We start from the raw sequence: 17,125 nt of genomic DNA, 5'->3' as shown, positions 1-17,125 counted from the left end.
TTTTAAAATTAAAGTGCTTTTTTTATTTTTTTTGCAGCATCACTTGAAACCCATTTACTCCAAACACTTTCTTGTGTTTTTAGGAATTCAATAGCAGCATCAGCACCTTCTGCTTGGTTTTCACCCATCCAAACTAACATACCATTCATAACTGTTCCTGGATAAGTTCTTTTCTTGAAATAATCCATTCCAGCACTTCCAGCAGTATTTTTGAAATTATCTGTTACTACAGTGAAAACTTCAGATTTTACCCATGAAGATTTTTTAGGGTCGGCACACTCTTGCTCAGGTTTAACTAAACAGTTATCCCAATTGTCTTTACCACCCCATTCACCCATATCTACAGCTTGCATATCATATTTACCGATTAAAGCTGTTGGCGACCAATAGTAACCAAACCAGTTTTCTCCTCTTTCAGCAGCTTTTGCAATTGAACCATCAAGTCCTGCAGCGGAACCTGTTTCAACAATAGCCCAACCTTTAGCTTCCATGTCCCAAGCTCTGAAATGGTTTCTGTTACTTAATTCACAGTTCCATCCAGGAGGACAAATATGGAAACCACCTTTTGATGGATCCTCTGGGTGAGGAAATAGATCTGGTCTTGCTAAAATTGCTTCAGCAGTTGTTAACTCAGGATGCTTTTTAAGTGTGTGAGGTAATACCCACCATCCTTCACCTAAACCTGTAATTGGTGCTTTATTGATTGAATGCATTTTGCCTTCATCAACAGCTTTATTTAATGCTACGATAGCAGCATTTGCCCAAAACTCAGGAGCAACATCTGGCTCACCTTTTTCTTGCATAGATGTAAATGTAGGCATTGTAGCACCAGGTACTAACTCTACCGAACATCCATAACCTTCTTCTAATATGATCTTATCAACTTCAGCCATAAAGTTTGCTGAAGCCCAGTTCATGTTAGCAATCGTTATATTTCCACAAGCTGCGTTTGCAACACTTCCAAAAGAAGTTAGACCAAACACAACAGCTAGTGAAAGAAGTATTCTTTTAATCTTCATTATATCTCCCAACATTTGATTCATTTAAAAAGTTAAATTGAACATATCGAGACCAATAATGCAAATTTAATTCAACTATTGGTTGAAGCTAAATTGTCTTTATCTGTCCTAAATTTTTGTTTAAAGTTTTACTATGACTTTTTCTGCAAATTTTTTTTTCAAAGAATTTGTTTATATTTTAAATTGCAAAACTGTTTTTCAACAAATCATAATTAGAGAAAGATAATTTTAAGCCTCGATTAATTTTTTAATCAATTAAAAAAAGGAGGTTAATGAATTTAAATAAAAAATTATCAGACATCTTAGATCCTAATAAAATAGAAGTTGTTAAAAATCCTATAGAGAAAGCTCATGGATTACCTAATGAATGTTATTTGAATAATGATTATTTAGAGTTTGAGAAAGAAAAAATATTTAAAAATAATTGGACGATGATTGGGGTTGCAAGTTCTGTACCAAATCCAGGCGATGCAAAACCTTTTAATCTTTTAGGCATACCGATATTAATAGTTAGAAACAAAGAGAATGAAGTAAAAGTTTTTCATAATGTTTGTAGTCATAGAGGTTTCAAACTAGTTGATCAGGAATGTAAATTAAAAAATGTTATAAGATGCCCTTATCATTCTTGGTCCTATGACTTTAATGGAAAATTAACTGTTACTCCACATATAGGAGGACTAGGAAAACATGAGGTTGAAGGGTTCGATAAAAATAAGAGTAACTTAAAAGAAATTAAATCAAATATTTGGATGGATTTAATTTTTATTAATATTAATTCTAATGCAAAACCATTTGAAGATTTTATTAAACCTCTAGAGGATAGATGGTCTAAGTTTATTTCTAAAAAAGATCAAAAATTAATAAGACATTCAACTGATAACGGATATTTTAATATGACAGTAAATAGTAATTGGAAATTTGCAATTGAGAATTATTGTGAAAGCTATCATTTGCCGTGGATACATCCTGAACTTAATAAAGTTTCAAATATTTCAGATCACTACCATATTGAAGATGAGAATTTTAATTTTTCAGGACAAGGAAGTAATAAATATTCACAACAGTTCGATGGAAATATTAAATTTAAATGCTTTCCCAATTGGCCAACTGAACTTTCTGAAAAATCTGAATATGTATCATTATATCCAAACGTAATGTTAGGAATACATATTGATCATTTCTATGCCTTTTGGTTAGAGCCAATTTCTAACAATCAAACTAAAGAACATTTTGAATTATATTATGTTGGAGATGAAAGTGCTACTAGTGATGAGTTTAAGGATATAAGAGAAAAAAATTTTGCATTTTGGCAAGATGTTATGAATGAAGATGTAACTGCAATAGAGGGTATGCAAAATGGGCGAAATTCCCCAGCTTACAATGGTGGGAATTTTTCACCTGTAATGGATACTCCTACTTTGATGTTTCATAAGTGGGTTGCAACCAACTTAACAAAATGAGAGGGTAAATTATGAAAAAAGATCTAATTACAAGATTAAATGAAGGTCCAATCATGTGTGCAGAAGGTTACCTTTTTGCAATGGAAAGAAGAGGTTATCTTTCAGCAGGACCATTTGTTCCAGAAGTGGTTTTAGAACATCCAGAGGTAGTAACGCAGCTACATAGAGAATTTATCAGAGCAGGGTCAGATGTTGTTCAAGCATTTACTTACTATGGTCATAGAGAAAAGCTTCGAATAATTGGTAAAGAACATTTGTTAGAACCAATGCAAAAAAATGCACTTAAAATTGCAAAGGATGCTGCTGCCGAGTTCAAAGATTTAGACTTAATGGTTTGCGGAGATGTTGCAAACACAAATGTATTTGATCCTGGTGATGCAAATACTCATAAACAGTGTCAACAAATGTATGAAGAACAAGTTGCTTGGGCAAAAGAAGCTGGTGTTGATTTTGTTATTGCTGAAACAATTAGTTGGACTGACGAAATGAAAATTGCATTAAAAGTAATTAAAGATGCTGGACTTATTGCAGTTTGTAATTTTGCAATTCCTAGAGGAGACAAAACTCGAGAAGGTCATAGTGCTGAGGATGCATGTAAGATGATGGAGGATCTAGGTGCTGATGTTGTTGGATTAAATTGTTACAGAGGACCAGAGATGACAATGAAACTTTTAAAAAAAGTCAGAGATAAAGTTTCATGCCATGTATCAGGACTTCCTGTTCCTTACAGAACTACTGAGGAAGAACCTGGTTTCTTAAATATTACCGATCATGGTTGTGACTGTATTCCTGGTGGAAATGCATTTCCAGTTGCTTTAGATAATTTATTTTGTAACAGATTTGAAATGGCAGAGTTTGCAAAAGATTGTGTAAAAAATAAAATAAATTTTATTGGTATTTGTTGTGGAGCTGAAGCTCACCATGTTAGAGAAATGTCAGTTGCGATTGGTAAAAAACCAATTTCAATGAAATATATGCCAGATATGAGCAAACATTTTCATCATGGTACTGATAAATCTTTGAAAAAAGTAAATAAGGAAATTAAATATTAATGGAAAAGCATACCAAAGTAGTAATCATAGGAGGTGGCGTAGTAGGGTGCTCTATACTTTATCATCTATCGAAATTTGGATTAAAGGATTGTATTCTACTTGAGAGAAATGAACTAACATCAGGTTCCTCGTGGCATGCTGCAGGTAATGTTCATGTCATTTCATCTGACCCTAATATCTCTCGGATGATGGCTTACACAATAGGTTTATATAAAGAGATTGAAAAAGAATCTGGTCACTCAACTGGATTTAAACCTAGCGGAGGTTTTTATTTAGCGTCAAATGAAGTGTGGGCAGACTATTTAAAGAGGGAAAGATCAAAAGCAAGATACATGGGGCTAGACCAAGAATTTATTTCTCTAGAGGAAGTAAAAAAGAAACACCCATTAATTGATCCATCTAGATATTTGTTAGCTTTATGGGATCCTATTGATGGTGAAGTTGATCCTTCAGGAGTAACATATGCCTTTGCAAAAGCTGCAAAAGTTCATGGTGGAAAATATTACACTCACACTGTTGTAAAGGACACTAAACAAAAAGAGGATGGAACTTGGGAAGTATTTACTGACAAAGGAAATATAAATGCAGAAATAGTAATTAATGCAGGGGGACTTTGGGCAAGAGAAGTTGGACAATTAGCTGGTTTAAATCTTCCAGTTCAACCTATGGAACATCATTATTTAATCACTGAACCTATTCCAGAAATTGAAGCGATGGGTGACCAAAGATTGCCAATAGGAACCGATTTTGAGGGAAATATTTACTTTAGACAAGAAGGTAAGGGAATGTTGCTTGGAACTTATGAGCCAAAATCAACTCCTTGGAAAGTTGATGGTACACCAATGAATTTTGGACATGAGTTACTAGAGCCAAAGTTAGATAATATTCAGGATAGATTGGCTATTGGTTTTGAAAGAATGCCAGCGCTAGAACGTGCAGGAATAAAAAATATAGTTAATGGACCTTTTACTTTTGGTCCAGATGGAAGTCCTCTGATTGGTCCAGTGCCAGGGATGAAAAATTATTGGGTTGCTGTTGGTGTTATGGCTGGATTTTGTCAAGGTGGTGGTGTTGGAAAATGTATAGCAGAATGGATTATTGATGGAGAACCTTCAATTGATGTTTGGGCAATGGATGTTGCAAGATTTGGAGATTATGCATCACCTCAATATGGAACGATAAAGTCTTCAGAAAATTATGAGCGAAGATTTATTATGACATTTCCAAATGAAACTTTACCAAAAGGAAGAAAACAAAAAACCACTGCACTATATGATCGTTTTGTAAACCAAGGTGCTGTTATGGGAGATAGTTTTGGATTAGAAAATGTTTTGTGGTTTGCAAACAATAAAGAAGATGCTCATGAAGACCCTACTATCAAAAGATCAAGATCTCATGATTATGTATCAAAGGAAGTTATTAATGTAAGAGAAAATGTTGGTTTAATTGAAGTTGCAAATTTTTCAAAACATGAATTCAAAGGTCCTGATGCTAGAAAATTTTTAGATCACATAATGGCTGGAAGAATTCCAAAACCAGGAAGGATATCTTTATCCCCAATGTTGTCATATAGAGGAAAGTTATGTGGTGATTTAACTGTAGCTTGCTTAGATGAAAATGAATTCATTGTATTTGGTTCTGGAGCTGCTCAAGAAATGCATAGACGTTGGTTTGAGAGTCATTTAGATAAATTTAATTTAAGTTATTCTAATAGATCTGATGAATATCACGGTTTGTCCATTGCAGGACCTAATTCGAGGAAAGTTTTAGAAAAAATTGTAAGAGACAATGTTTCAAATGAAAAATTTAAATTTAGAGATTCTAGAAGAATGTTTGTTGGTGGAGTTCCAGCAATAATAAATAGAATTTCATTTACTGGCGAACTTGGATATGAAATTTATGTAGCACCTCACTATCAATTAAAACTTTATGAAGAATTAATCGAAGCTGGAAAAGAATTTAATATTAAACCATTTGGCGGAAGAGCATTAATGTCAATGAGGTTAGAGAAAAATTGGGGAGCTTGGACTTTAGATTATAGACCAGATTTTACTGCAAAAGAAACAGGCTTAGATGTTTTTATTAATTGGGATAAAGATTTTATTGGTAAAGAAAGTGCGCAAAAGGATATTTCTTCAAATAAACTCATACCATTAATTGTTGAAACAAATGATATTGATGTAACAAACAATGAAGCTGTCATGAATGGAAATGAAAGCATTGGTTATGTAACTTCAGGTGGTTTTGCTCATTTTGTAAATAAAAGTGTAGCGTTTACTTTTATTGATCAAAAAAACATTAATTCTGAAAATAAAATTCAAGTAGAGATCAATGGAGATTTATTTAATTGTTCAATAATTAAAGAACCACTTTATGATCCAAGTGGTCAAAAAATGAGAAGTTAATGGCTCAAAAAGACGTAGGAAACAAAATTCCAATTTATAAGCTTAAAACTACTGATGAAGTTATGAAGTATTACGATGAGTGGGGAGACAAAGATAAATACAATAAAGACATGGTTGATTGGAATTATACAGGGCCTAAAGAAACCGCAGAAACATTTAACAAATATGAAAAAAATAAAGATACTTTAATTTTTGATGCCGGATGTGGAACGGGTTTAGTTGGGTTGGAGCTTAAAAAATATAGTTTTAAAAATTTTCATGGAGCCGATTTATCTCAAACTTTGTTAGATACCGTACCAAAGGATCTTTATCAAAAATTAGTAAAGGTTGATTTAAATAAACCAATAGAAGTTGAGGATAACTTTTATGGTGGAGTTATGTGTGTTGGAACATTTACTTTTGGGCATGTAAAACCAAATGCATTAGATGAGTTTATAAGAATAACAAAACCAGGTGGTTTAATTTGTTTCACAATTAATGAAGGAATTCATGAAGAGTATGGTTTTGATAAAAAAATTGATATACTAAAAGATGGCAAGAAGTGGGAAGAGGTGAAATTTTTTAAATCTGACTATATTGCAAGTAAAGATGTTAACGCATGGTTAGGTTTGTATAGGGTATTATGAGGTTTAGTAGAAAAATAGCTCCTGAGATAAAACCAAGACAAAATTTTATTACTAAAAAAAGATTAAGAGAAGACGAGATTGATTTTGATAAGTTAAGATCATATCGTTTAGATAGGGTTAGAAAAGAATTAGAAAAAAACAATTTAGAGGCTTGTATTCTATTTGATCCAGTTAATGTTCGTTATGCTTTAGATACTGTGAACATGAGTGTCTATAATATGCATAATTTAACAAGATATTGTTTTGTACCAGTCAACGGACCAACTATTCTTTATGAGTATTTTAATTGTGAAATATTATCGAGGCATTTAAATCTAATTGATGAAATAAGACCAGCAATTACATGGGATTATTTTAGTAATGGAGACCAAGCAGACAATCAATTATTAAAATGGACAAATGAAGTTAAAGATTTATCAAAAAATTATTTTAAATCACGAAAAATTGCAATCGATGTTTTAAATGGTCCTGCGGTTGCAGCTTTAAATAAAGAAGGTATTGAAGTTGTAGATGCAAAATTAATTTTAGAACAAGCAAGAGTAATAAAATCACCTGATGAATTAACCTGTATGAAAGCAGCAATAGAAGTTGCAGAAAAAGGTGTATCTAAGATGAGATCTGATCTCAAACCAGGAATGACAGAAGATGAATTGTGGTCAATTCTACATAAAACAAATATCGAAAATGGAGGTGAATGGATTGAGTGTAGGATTTTATCTTCAGGTCAAAGAACGAATCCATGGATGCAAGAAAGTAGTAACAAAGTTATCCAACAAGGAGAAATAGTTGCTTTTGATACCGATATGGTTGGTCCTTATGGATATTGCGCAGATATTTCTAGAGCTTTTGTTGCAGGTAATAAATTTAATGACGAACAAAAAAAATTATATTCAATGGCTAGGGAGCAAATAGATTTTAATTCTAGATTAATAAAAGATGGAGTAACTTTTCAGGAATTCACAGAAAAATCCTGGGTATTACCTGATGAATATTATCCAAATCGATATTCAGTAATGGTTCATGGAATTGGTTTATGTGATGAGTGGCCTGCAATTAGATATCCTACAGATGGAGGTGAGCGTGGAGGAACTTTTCAAAAAAATATGACTATTACTATTGAAAGCTACATCGGTAAATTTGGTGGCAAAGAAGGTGTTAAACTTGAACAACAGTACTTAATTGGTGAAAATGGGCTTGAATTAATGTCCCATCATCCGTTAGAAGATATTTAATGAAAATTATTTTAGTAATGGGTTTGCCTGGAGCTGGTAAAACAACTCTAGCAGATGAAATGGCACCACTTTTAAATGCAAAAAGATTAAATGCAGACGAAGTAAGAAAAGCTGCAAACGATTGGGATTTTTCAGAGGAAGGAAGGGTAAGACAAGCAAAAAGAATGGCTGAAGCAGCTTTAAAATTAAAAGCAGAAGGTCATTATGTAATTGCTGATTTTATTGCACCAACCCCTGAAGCAAGAAAGTTATTTCCAGCAGATTTTAGAGTTTGGGTCGACACCATTAAAGAAGGTAGATTTGAAGATACTAATCAAATGTTTGTTAATCCTAAGAATTTTGATTTTCATGTAACAACTCAAGATGCAAAAAATTGGGCACCAAAAATAATAGAGGAGATAAAAAAATGATACACCAATGGGATAACAAAAAACCAACAGCACAAATGCTTGGAAGATGGCAACCTTTTCATGATGGACATTATACTTTGTTTAAAGAAATTATTAAAAAAACTGGACAAGTTTGTATTCAAATTAGAGATGTACAAGGTGTTGATGATAATCCTTTTGATTTTGAAACAGTTAAAAAAAATATTGAAGACAGATTAAATCCTGAATTTGAAGGACAATTTAAAATTATGTTAGTGCCTAATATTACAAATATTTGCTATGGTAGGGGAGTTGGATATAAGATTGAGGAAATAGTTTTAGATGAAGAAACTCAAAAAATATCAGCTACTAAGATAAGAGCGAAAATGAGAGAAGAGGGAAAGTTAAAATAAAATTAAATGAACGATAGACTTAAGACTATTGTAGATTTAGAAAAATATCCAATACACGATTTAAATTCACCAATAATTAAAAAACTAGTTAAAAAATGTAAAGAAGAACTGGATCAAGATAGTTGTTCAACAATTCCAAATTTTATTTTACCTAAATCACTTAAAGTTATGAATTCAGAGTTAGAAAAACAATTAGACGAAGTTTATATGTCTAAAGAGAGTATAAATGCTTATTTGTATGCAAAGGACGATCCCTCATTATCAAAAGATCATCCAAAAAGAACTTTTATGAATAGATACAATGGATATTTAAATTCAGATTGTTTTCCAAAAGATTCCGAAATGAAATATTTATACGAAACTGAAGAGCTTTTAAAATTTGTATCTGCTTGTTTAGGTATTTCTCCTATTTACAGATGGGCAGATCCTTTGGCATGTCATGCTTATAATGTTATGAAACCAGATGGAGTACTCCCATGGCATTTTGATAGTTGTGAATTTACACTTAGTTTAATGATACAGAAACCTGAGAAGGGAGGAGTATTTGAGTACTGTCCAAATATTAGAGAACCAGGAAATGAAAATTTCGAAGAAGTTCAAAAAGTTATAGCAGGAGATAGAACTAGAGTGAGACAATTGAAATTAGAGCCAGGAGATTTACAAATATTTAAAGGTAGATTTACTTTGCATAGAGTAACAAAAGTTGAAGGCCAAAAATCAAGATATATGTGTATTCCAGCTTATGTTTTAGATCCATGGAGAGTAAACACTCCAGAACATTCTAAAGCTATTTATGGCAAAGTTTTACCAATTCATATAGAAAGAAATCAGGCTAGATCCGATGGATTAACTGATTAAATGACTAGTAATATTAAAATCAAAAAAATTAACAATGAGGTTTCATCAATTATTATTGACGAACCTAAAACTTATAACTCTTTATCATTCAAAAATCTTTCAGATTTATTAAAGGCATTAAAAAAATTAGATACTAATAAAAAAGTTAAAGTAATAATATTAGAAGGTGCTGGTAAAGGATTTAGTGCGGGACACAATTTAAAAGAAGTGAGAGGTTTAAAAAAGAGAGATAAATACCTTAAGTTATTTAATCTTTGTTCAAAAGTAATGCTTCAAATTGTTGAAGGTAGAAAACCAATAGTTGCTAAAGTTCATGGTGCAGCATTTGCTGCAGGTTGTCAATTAGTTGCAAGTTGTGATTTAGCTTATAGTACTAAGGACGCATTGTTTGCTACTCCTGGTGTAAATATTGGTTTGTTTTGTAGTACACCTATGGTTGCTGTCAGTAGAAAGATAAATCGAAAACCAATGATGAAAATGTTGCTAACTGGAGAACCTATCAAAGCTAATTATGCAAAAGAAATTGGATTAATAAATGATTATTTTTCAAAGTCAAAATTAAATAAAGAAGTTCTAAAGATTGCAAACAAAATTGCTTCAAAATCTAATTTGACAATTAAAATTGGAAAACAAGCTTTTTATAAACAATTAGAAATGCCTTTAAATAAAGCTTATGCTTATACAAGTAAAATGATGACCCTTAACATGATGGCAATGGATGCTAAAGAAGGAATTTCTGCCTTTTTAGAAAAAAGAAAACCAAATTGGAAAAATAAATAGTGATAAAAAATATTTTAATAGTAGTTTTTATTATTATTGGTGCATTAGTAATTTATAATTTTAAAGATCATAATCAAAAAAGAGCGATCGAGGCATGTGTAGCTGGAACTAAAACATTGGAAAAACCAATGACTGCTTCTGAAGCTAGAATATTTTGTGAGAAACAGATTAAAAATAATTAATGAGTGATATTAAGGAAATTCTCTCAAAATATAATACTATTGCTATGGTAGGAGTAAGTAATGATCCCACTAAAGCATCAACTATTGTAATGAAATATATGCAAGAATATGGATATAAAGTTTATCCAGTAAACCCCAGAGCCAAGGGTCAAAAAATTTTAGGGCAAGAGGTTTTTGCTAAAATTTCAGATATTAAAGATAAGATTGATATCGTAGATGTTTTTAGACCATCTAAAGAAGTCTATGCTATAGCAGAAGATACAGTTAAAATTGGGGCTAAAGTTTTATGGTTACAGCTTGGTATACGAGACGAAAAGGCAAAAGATTTGATGGAAAAAAATGATATTAAGTATGTTGAAAACAAATGTACTAAAATGGAATATCAAAAGTATTTTCTGAAAGTTAGACAGGCGTTTCCAGTTTTGGGTGACTAATGAACAAAGTAATTAAGTTTTTAGATAGTACTTTTTTAGACTTGGGTCGACAATTTAAGTGGACTTACTTACCACCATTAATGGTTTATATGGCTGCAGGTATATCTGGTTTAACAGGTATAGTTGGCACATTCTTTGTAAAAGATTATTTAAATCTTTCAGCAGCATTTCTTGCAGGATTAGGGTTTTGGGCAGGTATTCCTTGGGCTTTAAAAATGCCATTAGGTCATCTAGTAGATCTTATTTGGGAAAGAAAAAATTATATGGTCTACTTTGGAGCGTCCTTAATAGCTCTCAGTTTACTGATTATGTACGGGTTAATTATTCATACTGAAGATATGTCCCAGATATTTTTGGTAGAGACGTGGTTTGTAATAAGTGTAATTTTAGCTCCAGTTGGCTATGTGGTTCAGGACGTGGTCGCTGATGCTATGACTGTAGAGGCTGTTCCTTTAGTTGACGAGATAGGAAATGATTATTCCAAGGATCAAATAAAAGTAATGCATACAACAATGCAAACTCTTGGAAGGTTTGCGATTATTGGTGGTACAGTACTTGTAGCATTGGTAAATGTAATTTTGTTCAGAGACGTAGAGAGTTTAGAACAGACTGAGAAGATAAATTTATACGGAACTATTTATATCTATGCACTGATAATACCTTTAGTTTCTATATTAGGTGTAATTTTAGCAAACTATTTAAGACATAAAAAAATACAAAATTTAAAATCTAAAGGCCTTGAATTTAAAGAGGAAAGAGGTGTCGAGAAAACAAAAATAAACTGGTGGATATTGGGAGGGAGTTTAGTTTTCGTTATTTTCACATTGTCTATTGGTTCCTTTAAAGTGCCTTTTGCACAAGAAATTGTTTTTATAGGCTCAGTAATAATTATTTTGTTTTTAATGTTTAAACTTATTAAAGAATTACCTCAAGAATTAAGATTAACTATTGTAGGCACAGCAGTTATTATTTTTATATTTAGAGCAATGCCTGGACCTGGACCGGGATTAACATGGTTTGAAATTGATGAGCTTGGATTTAATGAGCAGTTTTTTTCTGTCCTATCATTACTTGCATCAATTTTAACATTAGCAGGTATTGTTTTGTTAAGACCGTTTATGGCAAATAATTCCATTGCTAAAATTATTGTTGTTTTAAGTATTGCAGGAGCAATTTTATTTTTACCAAGTGTTGGAATGTATTATGGTTTTCATAATTGGACAGCTTCATTAACAGGTGGAGTAGTTGATGCTAAGTTCATCGCATTAATAAACACAGCTCTTGAATCTCCTTTGGGACAAGTCTCAATGATTCCTCTTTTAGCATGGATAGCAAAAAATGCTCCAGCACACTTAAAAGCAACTTTTTTTGCAGTTTTTGCATCCTTTACAAATCTTGCGTTATCAGCAAGTGCACTAGGGACCAAGTATTTAAATGAAATCTTTACGGTCACAAGAGAAGTAAAAGATAAAGTTTCAGGTGAAATTCAAACTACAGCAGATTATTCTGAACTTGGGATTTTATTAATTGTTGTGACACTTTTGACATTAATTCTTCCAATATTATTTGTAATTATTATCAATAATAGTAAATACAAAACATCGGAGTAATTATTTTTAAAATGAAAACTATCTTTAAAGTATTAATTTTATTATTGATATCTTCGACTTTTTCAAACGCTGAATTATTAAATCCAAATAGCACTATTAAACCAAAAGAAGTTATAAAGATTCAACTTAATGGACTTCAAAAAAATGACTCTAAATTCAAGGATAGTGGAATAGAACAAACATGGAATTTTGCTCACCCAAACAATAAGAGAGTAACAGGACCATTAAGCAAATTTAAAATGATGTTAAAAAGTGACTCTTATGGGATGATGATTAATCACTTAAGTCATACAATTACTGAGCTTGGAAGTAGTGACAAATGGGCACAATTTGAAGTAATCATTCTAGATAAAAATAAGATTTATCACAAGTTTAATTGGCAAGTTGAAAAATACACCTCTGAAGGAACTTTGAAAGACTGTTGGTTAACCACAATGGTATCCAGTCCAATCCCTCTTGGAAGCTCAATTTGATTTCCAATATACATTTTTGTTTCGTAATAATTAAAAATTTAGTAGGAATCGCTGAATGAAAACAAAAACTAAAGTCGTAGTAGTTGGTGGAGGAGTAGTAGGTGTAAGTGCTCTTTATCACTTAGCAAAAAAGGGCTGGTCTGACGTTGTTCTAGTTGAAAGAAAAGAGTTAACTTCGGGATCTACTTGGCACGCAGCAGGTTTGTTACCTTTATTTAATATGAGTTATTCAGTTGGACAACTTCATAAATATGCAGTTAATCTTTACAAAACATTAGAGGAAGAAACTGGAAAAAATGTTGGCTTTAGTGTTGTTTCAAATATTCGTCTAGCAAGTACAAAAGATAGAATGGATGAATACCATCAATACGCAGGTGTTGCTCGAACTATCGGAGTAGATGTTAAATTTTTGAAACCAGAACAAGTAAAAGAAATTTGGCCATTATGTCATACAGATGATTTAGTTGGCGCAATACAACACCCTGAAGATGGATATATTCAACCAGCAGATTTAACACAAGCATTAGCAACAGGTGCAAGAAATAGAGGAGCAGAAATTTATAGAAACACAACCGTCCTATCAATGAGGCAAACTAAAGATGGATGGATTGTGGAAACAGATAAGGGATCAATAGAGTGTGAACATGTTATTTCTTGTTCTGGAAATTTTGCGAGACAAACAGGTGAAATGGTTGGATTAGATATTCCAGTAATACCTGTTGAACACCAATACATTGTTACAGAACCGCATCCTGCAATTCAAAAAAGAAAAAAAGATGGATTACCAGAAATGGGAGTCTTAAGAGATAGTGATAGCAGATGGTATATGAGAGAAGAAGCTGGAGGATTAATTTTAGGCCCTTATGAAGATGGTGCACCAGCTTGTTATGTAGAGGGGCCATCAAAAAATTCTGAATACGAATTATTTCAAGAAGACTTAGACAGATTAGCTCCACATATAGAAGGAGCCATTCATAGAGTTCCTGCATTTGGAGAAGTTGGAGTAAAGAAAGTTTATAATGGAGCAATCTGTTATACTCCAGATGGTAATCCAATAGTTGGTCCTGCATGGGGACTTAAGAATTTTTGGATTAATGAAGGACATAGTTTTGGAATAACAGCAGCAGGTGGTGCAGGTTGGCAACTAGCAGAGTGGATCGTTGATGGCGAACCTACAATTGACATGTTAGGAGTAGAACCAAGACGTTACGGTAACTATGCAACTAAATCTTATTTAAAAGCAAAAAATGAAGAAGCATATAGCCATGTATTTATTGTTCACTATCCAGATGAAGAAAGACCAGCAGCAAGACCTCTAAGAACAGCTCCTTGTTATGAACGAATGAAAAATTTAGGCGCTGTGTTTGGTCAGAAGTTTGGATGGGAAAGACCTAATTTTTTTGCAACAGATGGAATGGAACAAAAAGATGATTGGTCATTTAGAAGATCAAAATGGTTCGACGCAATTAAGAAAGAATGTCAAAATGTAAAAGAAAATGTAGGCCTTTTAGATATGACTGCATTTGCAAAATGTAGAATTAGGGGACCCAAAGCAGAGGAATTTTTAGATTATTTGGTAGCTAATAAACTTCCAAAAAAAATTGGAAGGATAAATTTATGTCATGCTTTGAACACTAAAGGTGGAGTGCATTCAGAATTTACGATAATGAAAGAAGCAGAGAATAGTTACTATTTAGTCTCTGCTGGAGCAAATTTAAGATTAGATCATGACTGGATACAAAAATGGATGCCAGATGATGGATCAGTAATATTTGAAGATTTAACAAACAGCACAGGAGTTTTAGTTGTAGCAGGACCTAAAGCTAGACAATTAATGCAAAAGGTTTCAACAGATGATTTCTCTAATGAGAATTTCAAATGGCTAACTGCTAAAAATGTAAATGTTGGATATGCTCCAGTAAATGCGATGAGAGTAAACTTTGTGGGTGAGCTTGGTTGGGAATTACATCACCCAATTGAATATCAAAATCATATTTTTGATAAATTAATGGAAGCAGGAAAAGATTTAGGAATCAAACCTTTTGGGATTAGGGCTATGAATAGTTTAAGAGTTGAAAAATCTTACAAACTAGTTGGTACAGAATTATCAATTGAATACTCACCATACGAGTCTGGTCTTGATAGATTTGTTCATCCAAATAAAGGAAATTTTATTGGTTTAGAGGCACTTAATAAATGGAGAGAAAAAGGTTTTGATAATAAATTGGTCACTTTAGAGGTTCATAATACTAAAGATGCAGATGTACTTGGAAATAACCCAATTTTTAAAGATGGAAAAGTTGTTGGAAGAGCAACGGGTGGTGAATTTGGATTTAGATTAGATAAATCAATAGCTCTTGCAATGGTTAAACCAGATTGCTCAAATGTGGGCGACAAATTACAAGTTGATATATTAGGTGAAATGTACGACGCTACGGTCCTAAATGAAAGTCCATACGATTCAGAAAATAATTTATTGAGAGCTTAATGAAAATTTTAGTAGCTGTAAAAAGGGTTATTGATTACAACGTTCAAATCAGAGTAAAAGAAGATGGAACTGGTGTAGTTACTGACAACGTTAAAATGTCGACTAATCCTCCTGATGATAACGCAATAGAAGAAGCTGTAAAAATTAAAGAGGCAGGTAAAGCCACAGAGGTAGTTGCAATAACTGTTGGAGAACAAAAAGCTCAAGAGACAGTTAGAAAAGCTTTAGCTGTTGGTGCAGATAGGGGTATTCATGTAAAAGCAGATGGAATACTTGAGCCCTTGGCTGTTTCAAAAATTTTACAAAAAATAGTCGATAAAGAAAAACCAGATTTAGTATTTATGGGCAAACAAGCTATTGATGATGATTGTAATCAAACAGGCCAAATGCTGAGTGCTTTATTAAATTGGCCTCAAGCTACATTTGCATCAAAGATTGATGTGAAGGATAATAAATTAGAAGTAACAAGAGAAATAGACGAAGGTCTTGAAACAATTGAAATAAATGTTCCAGCTATTGTTACATGTGATCTTAGGTTGAATGAACCAAGATATGCATCACTACCAAATATAATGAAGGCTAAGAAAAAACCTATAGAGGAAATTGCTGCTTCTGATTTAGGTGTGGATGTGTCACCTAGATTAGAACAAATAAAAGTAGAAGAGCCTCCAAAAAGAAAAGCAGGCATAAAAGTAGCAAATGTTGCTGAATTAGTTCAAAAATTAAAGAATGAGGCTAAGGTAATATAATGGCAGTTTTACTTATAGCAGAGCATAATAATAAAGAGTTAAGACCATTTACTCTTAATGCAGCTACAGCAGCATCTCAAATTGATCCAGATGTTCATGCTGTAATTATTGGTCAAGATACTGCAGAAGCCACAAAACAATTATCTGAACTTCCAGTAGTTAAAAAAATATTAAGTGTTGAAGCAGCTCACTATGAAAACTTCACAGCAGAAAATTTTGCGCCAGTGATTGTCAAACTTGCTGAAAATTATTCTCATATTGTTTGTTCGGCAAATACATTTGGGAAAAATTTGATGCCAAGGATTGCTGCTCATCTTGATACATCGCAGGTAAGTGACATTATTAAAGTAATTTCACCAGATACTTTTTTAAGACCTATTTATGCTGGAAATGCTTTTGCAACGATTAAAAGCAATGATGCTAAAAAGTGTGTAACAATCAGACCTACCTCTTTTGATCCTTGTGAGAGAACAGGTGGATCAGCCTCAATTGCAAAAGTTGATGCTAGTGAAGAGTTTTCAAAAACAAAATTTATCAAAAGAGAAGAAATTAAATCTGATCGACCCGAACTTGGTACTGCTAGAATTGTTGTATCAGGTGGCCGAGGAATGCAAAGTGGAGATAATTTTAAATTAATTACAGAAATTGCTGACAAGCTTGGTGCAGCTATTGGAGCTTCAAGAGCTGCAGTAGATGCTGGTTATATAAGTAACGATCATCAAGTAGGGCAAACAGGGAAAGTTGTTGTACCAGATTTGTATATTGCTATCGGAATTTCTGGTGCAATTCAGCACTTAGCTGGAATGAAGGAAAGTAAAGTTATTGTTGCAATTAATAAAGATGGTGAGGCACCAATTTTTAGTGTAGCAGATTATGGTCTTGAAGCAGATTTATTTGAAGCAATACCTCAGTTCATGCAAGAGTTGAACAAATTAAACACTATACAAAAATAATCCTTACAGTTAAAAACTAGTTT

General features: G+C 32.6%; 17 protein-coding genes. 16 read left to right on the top strand and 1 reads right to left on the bottom strand.

Features of this window, described 5'->3' with window-relative positions; genetic code table 11:
• Positions 1 to 8 precede the first annotated feature (8 nt).
• Complete coding sequence (locus ACTT9X_RS04815; protein WP_440934524.1) at positions 9 to 1,019, bottom strand: glycine betaine ABC transporter substrate-binding protein; 1,011 nt, start codon at positions 1,017 to 1,019, stop codon at positions 9 to 11.
• A 272-nt stretch (positions 1,020 to 1,291) separates the two neighbouring features.
• Here ACTT9X_RS04815 and ACTT9X_RS04810 point away from each other — a divergent pair, with 272 nt between their 5' ends.
• From ACTT9X_RS04810 to ACTT9X_RS04735, 16 genes are read left to right on the top strand one after another with little or no spacing between them, the layout of a single operon-like run.
• Complete coding sequence (locus ACTT9X_RS04810) at positions 1,292 to 2,479, top strand: aromatic ring-hydroxylating oxygenase subunit alpha (protein ID WP_440934523.1); 1,188 nt, start codon at positions 1,292 to 1,294, stop codon at positions 2,477 to 2,479.
• A gap of 11 nt (positions 2,480 to 2,490) precedes the next feature.
• Entirely contained in the window at positions 2,491 to 3,531 is a 1,041-nt protein-coding gene (locus ACTT9X_RS04805; protein WP_440934522.1) for a homocysteine S-methyltransferase family protein, read from the top strand.
• On the top strand, positions 3,531 to 5,936 hold the full coding sequence (locus ACTT9X_RS04800) for a GcvT family protein (RefSeq protein ID WP_440934521.1): 2,406 nt from the start codon (positions 3,531 to 3,533) through the stop codon (positions 5,934 to 5,936). Before ACTT9X_RS04805 ends, ACTT9X_RS04800 begins: the two co-directional genes overlap by 1 nt.
• Positions 5,936 to 6,562 (top strand): class I SAM-dependent DNA methyltransferase, encoded by a 627-nt coding sequence (locus ACTT9X_RS04795; protein ID WP_440934520.1) that lies wholly within the window; start codon positions 5,936 to 5,938, stop codon positions 6,560 to 6,562. The genes ACTT9X_RS04800 and ACTT9X_RS04795 overlap by 1 nt, the downstream gene beginning before the upstream one ends.
• Positions 6,559 to 7,794 carry a M24 family metallopeptidase gene (locus ACTT9X_RS04790; RefSeq protein WP_440934519.1) on the top strand — a complete coding sequence of 412 codons (1,236 nt, stop codon included), beginning with the start codon at positions 6,559 to 6,561 and terminating at the stop codon, positions 7,792 to 7,794. The genes ACTT9X_RS04795 and ACTT9X_RS04790 overlap by 4 nt, the downstream gene beginning before the upstream one ends.
• On the top strand, positions 7,794 to 8,204 hold the full coding sequence (locus ACTT9X_RS04785; RefSeq protein ID WP_440934518.1) for an adenylyl-sulfate kinase: 411 nt from the start codon (positions 7,794 to 7,796) through the stop codon (positions 8,202 to 8,204). Before ACTT9X_RS04790 ends, ACTT9X_RS04785 begins: the two co-directional genes overlap by 1 nt.
• Positions 8,201 to 8,575: a cytidyltransferase gene (locus ACTT9X_RS04780; protein ID WP_440934517.1), complete on the top strand. Its 375-nt coding sequence runs from the start codon at positions 8,201 to 8,203 to the stop codon at positions 8,573 to 8,575. Before ACTT9X_RS04785 ends, ACTT9X_RS04780 begins: the two co-directional genes overlap by 4 nt.
• Before the next feature lie 6 nt (positions 8,576 to 8,581).
• Entirely contained in the window at positions 8,582 to 9,433 is an 852-nt protein-coding gene (locus ACTT9X_RS04775; RefSeq protein WP_440934516.1) for a HalD/BesD family halogenase, read from the top strand.
• Positions 9,434 to 10,213, top strand: coding sequence for an enoyl-CoA hydratase (locus tag ACTT9X_RS04770; protein ID WP_440934515.1), 780 nt, complete (start codon positions 9,434 to 9,436; stop codon positions 10,211 to 10,213). It abuts the gene before it with no gap.
• A complete protein-coding gene (locus ACTT9X_RS04765) occupies positions 10,213 to 10,395 on the top strand; it encodes a hypothetical protein (RefSeq protein ID WP_440934514.1) in 183 nt (60 codons plus the stop codon). Before ACTT9X_RS04770 ends, ACTT9X_RS04765 begins: the two co-directional genes overlap by 1 nt.
• Positions 10,395 to 10,829 carry a CoA-binding protein gene (locus ACTT9X_RS04760; RefSeq protein ID WP_440934513.1) on the top strand — a complete coding sequence of 145 codons (435 nt, stop codon included), beginning with the start codon at positions 10,395 to 10,397 and terminating at the stop codon, positions 10,827 to 10,829. The genes ACTT9X_RS04765 and ACTT9X_RS04760 overlap by 1 nt, the downstream gene beginning before the upstream one ends.
• A complete protein-coding gene (locus tag ACTT9X_RS04755; protein ID WP_440934512.1) occupies positions 10,829 to 12,439 on the top strand; it encodes a hypothetical protein in 1,611 nt (536 codons plus the stop codon). Before ACTT9X_RS04760 ends, ACTT9X_RS04755 begins: the two co-directional genes overlap by 1 nt.
• A gap of 11 nt (positions 12,440 to 12,450) precedes the next feature.
• Positions 12,451 to 12,912 carry a hypothetical protein gene (locus ACTT9X_RS04750; protein WP_440934511.1) on the top strand — a complete coding sequence of 154 codons (462 nt, stop codon included), beginning with the start codon at positions 12,451 to 12,453 and terminating at the stop codon, positions 12,910 to 12,912.
• Positions 12,913 to 12,967: 55 nt separating this feature from the next.
• Positions 12,968 to 15,400, top strand: coding sequence for a GcvT family protein (locus tag ACTT9X_RS04745; protein WP_440934510.1), 2,433 nt, complete (start codon positions 12,968 to 12,970; stop codon positions 15,398 to 15,400).
• The gene (locus ACTT9X_RS04740; protein WP_440934509.1) at positions 15,400 to 16,149 is read left to right on the top strand and encodes an electron transfer flavoprotein subunit beta/FixA family protein; all 750 of its coding nucleotides are present in this window, start codon (positions 15,400 to 15,402) and stop codon (positions 16,147 to 16,149) included. The genes ACTT9X_RS04745 and ACTT9X_RS04740 overlap by 1 nt, the downstream gene beginning before the upstream one ends.
• Positions 16,149 to 17,102: an electron transfer flavoprotein subunit alpha/FixB family protein gene (locus tag ACTT9X_RS04735; protein WP_440934508.1), complete on the top strand. Its 954-nt coding sequence runs from the start codon at positions 16,149 to 16,151 to the stop codon at positions 17,100 to 17,102. The genes ACTT9X_RS04740 and ACTT9X_RS04735 overlap by 1 nt, the downstream gene beginning before the upstream one ends.
• Positions 17,103 to 17,125 lie beyond the last annotated feature (23 nt).

The organism is Candidatus Pelagibacter sp. (assembly GCF_052049855.1).
Lineage (GTDB): Bacteria > Pseudomonadota > Alphaproteobacteria > Pelagibacterales > Pelagibacteraceae > Pelagibacter.
This window is presented reverse-complemented; position numbering and strand designations above follow the sequence as displayed.